The organism is Halomonas sp. 3D7M, from assembly GCF_014897885.1.
GTDB lineage: Bacteria > Pseudomonadota > Gammaproteobacteria > Pseudomonadales > Halomonadaceae > Vreelandella.
Genome location: NZ_JABUZF010000229.1, coordinates 1 through 3884 on the forward strand (window position 1 = coordinate 1; position 3884 = coordinate 3884).

At 53.8% G+C, this 3884-nt stretch carries 5 protein-coding genes; 4 read left to right on the forward strand and 1 reads right to left on the reverse strand.

Features of this window, described 5'->3' with window-relative positions:
• Positions 1 to 550 precede the first annotated feature (550 nt).
• The 4 genes from INT22_RS20995 (at position 551) to INT22_RS12850 (ending at position 3312) form a co-directional block, all read left to right on the forward strand.
• The gene (locus INT22_RS20995; RefSeq protein WP_226912699.1) at positions 551 to 1102 is read left to right on the forward strand and encodes a GNAT family N-acetyltransferase; all 552 of its coding nucleotides are present in this window, start codon (positions 551 to 553) and stop codon (positions 1100 to 1102) included.
• Between the two features lie 70 nt (positions 1103 to 1172).
• The gene (locus INT22_RS12840) at positions 1173 to 1904 is read left to right on the forward strand and encodes an AraC family transcriptional regulator (protein WP_193068342.1); all 732 of its coding nucleotides are present in this window, start codon (positions 1173 to 1175) and stop codon (positions 1902 to 1904) included.
• A gap of 88 nt (positions 1905 to 1992) precedes the next feature.
• Complete coding sequence (gene yddG / locus INT22_RS12845; protein WP_226912700.1) at positions 1993 to 2874, forward strand: aromatic amino acid exporter YddG; 882 nt, start codon at positions 1993 to 1995, stop codon at positions 2872 to 2874.
• Between the two features lie 45 nt (positions 2875 to 2919).
• Entirely contained in the window at positions 2920 to 3312 is a 393-nt protein-coding gene (locus INT22_RS12850; RefSeq protein ID WP_193068344.1) for a GNAT family N-acetyltransferase, read from the forward strand.
• Between the two features lie 21 nt (positions 3313 to 3333).
• Here INT22_RS12850 and INT22_RS12855 read toward each other — a convergent pair.
• Positions 3334 to 3884, reverse strand: a 551-nt coding sequence (locus INT22_RS12855; protein WP_226912701.1) for a helix-turn-helix domain-containing protein, incomplete at its 5' end; no start/stop codon positions are given.

A 3884-nucleotide genomic window follows, 5' to 3' on the forward strand; every position in this document is an offset into this window, starting at 1 on the left:
ATTTAACAAGGCCAGCCACAGCAACAGCTTTTCTGTTGCCACTACAAAGCTGCGCATGCCGGCGGCGTTAAAGCGCTATATCAATGGCTCCTAGAAGACCGCTCTTGGCCGATTTTAGACCTTCGATCAATCTGGTGAAGTTCATGATGTGCGTTAAGCTGAACACGTTACGTTTCTAAGCTAGGTGGGCATGACGTTTTATCATCTTCTGAGGCTGACCAGTCGGCTCTCGTTTTCAAGCTGTTTAGATTGCCAGGGGACAAGTGGGGTCGAATCATTACGCGAGTTGCTAACTGAGTTAGAGCAATTTGGCCAGCAAAACGATGCTGCCATTGCTGATCGTCCGCGTCGTATGTTGAATATCACTCGTGGTACGGGGGAGTTTCTTTCAGTACGGATTCAATTCATTGGGGCTTCGGCGAATTGAAACAGAGATCGTCTCTGACTCGGCAATGTATGGGCGACTGGTAAGTGACCATCCAGCATCTCATAACCAGGCAATGCACGCGACAAGCGAGTGATTGCGGCGCTATAAGGCATCACCTGACGTATGATTAGAACGGAAAGATTGATACTTCGGCAATGGGATGACGAAGACCTCTATCCCTTTTCACAGATGTGTAGGGATAAGGACGTGATGGAGTTCTTCCCGAAGCCTCTGACGGAGGAAGAAAGCTACAGTATGGGGAGAAGAATCAAGTCCATCATTGCTGAGCGTGGGTGGGGGCTCTGGGCTGTAGAGGTCCCGGTCAAAGTAAGTTTCGCTCAGGATATTCTGAAATCCAATATTGAAAAGTACCGGAGTGTCGCTGTTGGCGAGCAGGCTACGTTCTTTGATCGTTGGGTGCTGGATGCGCTGTACATGCTTGATGCGGAGAACGCGTTGTCACGGGCGGACATCGCCAACTATGTTCAATTGTTCCCCTATAATCCCGTTGTTTTTCTTCTGCCGCCATGGGAGGACATTTACGGTACAGATTCAGAGCGTGATCAAACATTCGAGGAGTCCCTCAAGGTATTCGAGAGGATGAAAAGCTGGTATTCGCAATGGGATTACAAAACGCTGGATGCCACCTCCATCCACCAAGCGAGCGTTGCCTAAAAACGCACAACCGAAGGCTGGGGGAATCAGGTCAAGGAAGTGAATATGCCCACGACTGCTGAGTAAGGTCATGAAATATCCAGAGATCGGCCTGCACATACGTACCTATGATGATGAAGTGAAAAGTCACTCCCACGACCATCATCAACTGGTATTGCCCCTGGTCGGCACGCTGTTTCTGTCAGTAGATTCCATGGCGGGGGAGGTGGCACAGCACCGTGCGGCCATCATCCCTTCAGGAAGCGGCCATGGGTTTGCTGCAACAGAAGATAATCGGTTTTTGGTGGCTGATTTGCCTGTAGGGCTGGCTCCTGCGCTAGATAAGCTGCCTTGTTTCGTGGGGCTTGATTCGGCACTGCACCATTACGTCCAGTTCCTTCATGCTCAGGCTATGAGCGGGGCTGGGTCAAGCGTTACCCAGCATCACATGCTGCTGTTACTGATACAGCTGCTGCAGGAGCGCCATGGAAGTCAATTGAAACTGGATCGCAGGGTTCACGCAGCGCAACAGTTTCTGGATGACCACTTCCACCAACCGATTTCCATGGCAGAGGTTGCTAACGTGGCCCATCTGAGTATTCGGCAGTTGAACGATCTTTTTCGCCATCAGGTGGGCGTGACGCCTCATCAATACCTCACAGAAGTGCGAATGAAAGAGGCGTTTCGGCTTCTGGAGCAGTCAGGCCTCAGCGTTCAGCGGGTGGCTGATGCGGTAGGCTATTCGTCGTTATCGGCCTTCAGCGACCGCTTCAGACGTCACTTTGGCAAACCGCCTAGCCACTTCCGCCGTCTCTCGACATAATTCCGCCAGGATTCAAAAGACCCCTATCGATTCCATGGATACGCTCTCCCGCAACCGCTAATGCATGACAATTTCGGGGGAGAGTGACATGGCAACCGTGAATGCCGCTACCTGGATCGGATCCATTTCCGTTCTGCTTTGGGGGACTTTGGCTTTGCTGACCAAGCTATCCGGCGGAGATATTCCAGAGTTCCAACTGATGGCCATGACTTTCGGCATTGCGTTTCTGTTGATGGGTGGGCGTTGGGTCTTGGCTGGCCATACGGGCGTTCGGTATATACGCCAGTCGCCGTTTGCCTGGTGTATCGGTATCGTCGGGTTATTCGGTTATCACTTTGCATATTTCAAGGCGATGACGCTAGCACCGGCGGTGGAAGTCAGCCTGTTGGCTTACCTATGGCCGCTGCTGATCGTTCTGCTGTCTGCCCTGTTACCGGACGAGAGGATGCGAGCTCAGTCTATCGTTGGCGCCTTGGTGGCGCTGGTGGGTTGTTGGTTGTTGATCAGCCGAAATGCAGGCGGATTTGCTTGGGAGAACCTGCCCGGTTATCTGGTAGCGCTGGCGTGTGCATTGATTTGGTCTTCTTACTCCGTGCTCAGCAGATTGGTACGTTCAGTGCCAACCGATGCCGTCGGTTGGTTCTGCGGCGTGACGGCGCTGCTGGCTTTAGGGTGCCATATGCTGTGGGAAGAGACGGTGTGGCCGGACGGCTTGATGCAATGGGTAGGCGTGGTTGGGCTGGGCCTCGGGCCGGTTGGAATCGCATTTTTTACCTGGGACTATGGCGTCAAACACGGGAATATCCAGCTACTTGGCACCCTAGCCTACAGCGCGCCACTCATTTCGGTGGTGCTACTGATCTTGGCGGGATACGGCAAGGCCACGGTGGCCGTATTGAGTGCTAGCGTGCTCATCGTCATTGGTTCTTTGATCGCAAGTCGCGCGACGCACCAACGAGCGCAGTGCTAGAATTGATGGCAGCTGATAACGCTCGTTGAGCAAATAGGCGCAGCCATGGAACCTTCATCCGCAGTCACGCTGGCGTTGGCAGACGCATCGGCATTTGATGCGTTCAAGCAAGAGCTAAAAGCCTCGTTTAGCGTGAAAAACGGCTTTCGGGAAAAAAGTATCATCGAACTGGAGCAAATCGGCATTCACCCGGAAGCAGCAGGTAGGGGGCTGGGTAAGCAGCTCATTGTGGAGTCGCTAGCACCGTTCAAGGCTCACGTGCGCCGCCAGGGCTGCGATGTGGGGGCGGTGATGGTGACCACCTCGGAAGGCAACTCCGCAGAGAAGCTGTATCAATCCACGCTAGGAGTCTCCCGCGCGGCCGTGATTAGCGGCTATGGGGCTGGAGATGAGGTGATCTTATATAACGCCAGCGTAGGCCCAGAGCGGGGCGGGTAGCAGGCAGCCTTCGTAAGAACCCTAGCTACGTTGTTGCGTCCGATACTCAGTAGGACTGACACCTGTCTCTGTGCGAAAACGGTTGCTGAAATGGCTGCTGGAGCCAAAACCGCAGCGTAGTGCGATCTCAGTCATATTTAGCGATGTTTCCGCCAACAAGTATTGCGCCCGGATAAGACGACGGTGTAGCACATAGCGATGTGGTGGGTAACCAGTGGCTTGTTTGAACATGCGGGCGAAATGGTAGTCACTTAAGCCAGTGATACCCGCCATGCATGCCAGCGTAAGGGGTTGGTTCAGGTGATGCTCAATGAACTCCACCACTCGTTTTAATTGCCACGCAGGTAGTCCACCGGTTGGGCGCAGAGTTGGCAGTCGGCGCTGGCTATAGTGGCGTAGGGTATGTATCAATGCCGTTTGGGTGGCGGAATCCAGCGCTAATTGATCCAGCGGGTCTTGCCAGTTGCTCTGGCCAAGGGTGGTGCAAAACAGCTGAGTGAGCAGCGCATCCTGGGCGAAGTCGATTTCGTCCAGTTGCACGCTTCGGCCGTAAGCGTCCATTCCGCGACGTT

Coding starts and splice junctions, on each gene's coding strand:
- INT22_RS20995 (WP_226912699.1), top strand. CDS start 551: ATGATTAGAACGGAAAGATTGATACTTCGGCAATGGGATGACGAAGAC.
- INT22_RS12840 (WP_193068342.1), top strand. CDS start 1,173: ATGAAATATCCAGAGATCGGCCTGCACATACGTACCTATGATGATGAA.
- yddG (WP_226912700.1), top strand. CDS start 1,993: ATGGCAACCGTGAATGCCGCTACCTGGATCGGATCCATTTCCGTTCTG.
- INT22_RS12850 (WP_193068344.1), top strand. CDS start 2,920: ATGGAACCTTCATCCGCAGTCACGCTGGCGTTGGCAGACGCATCGGCA.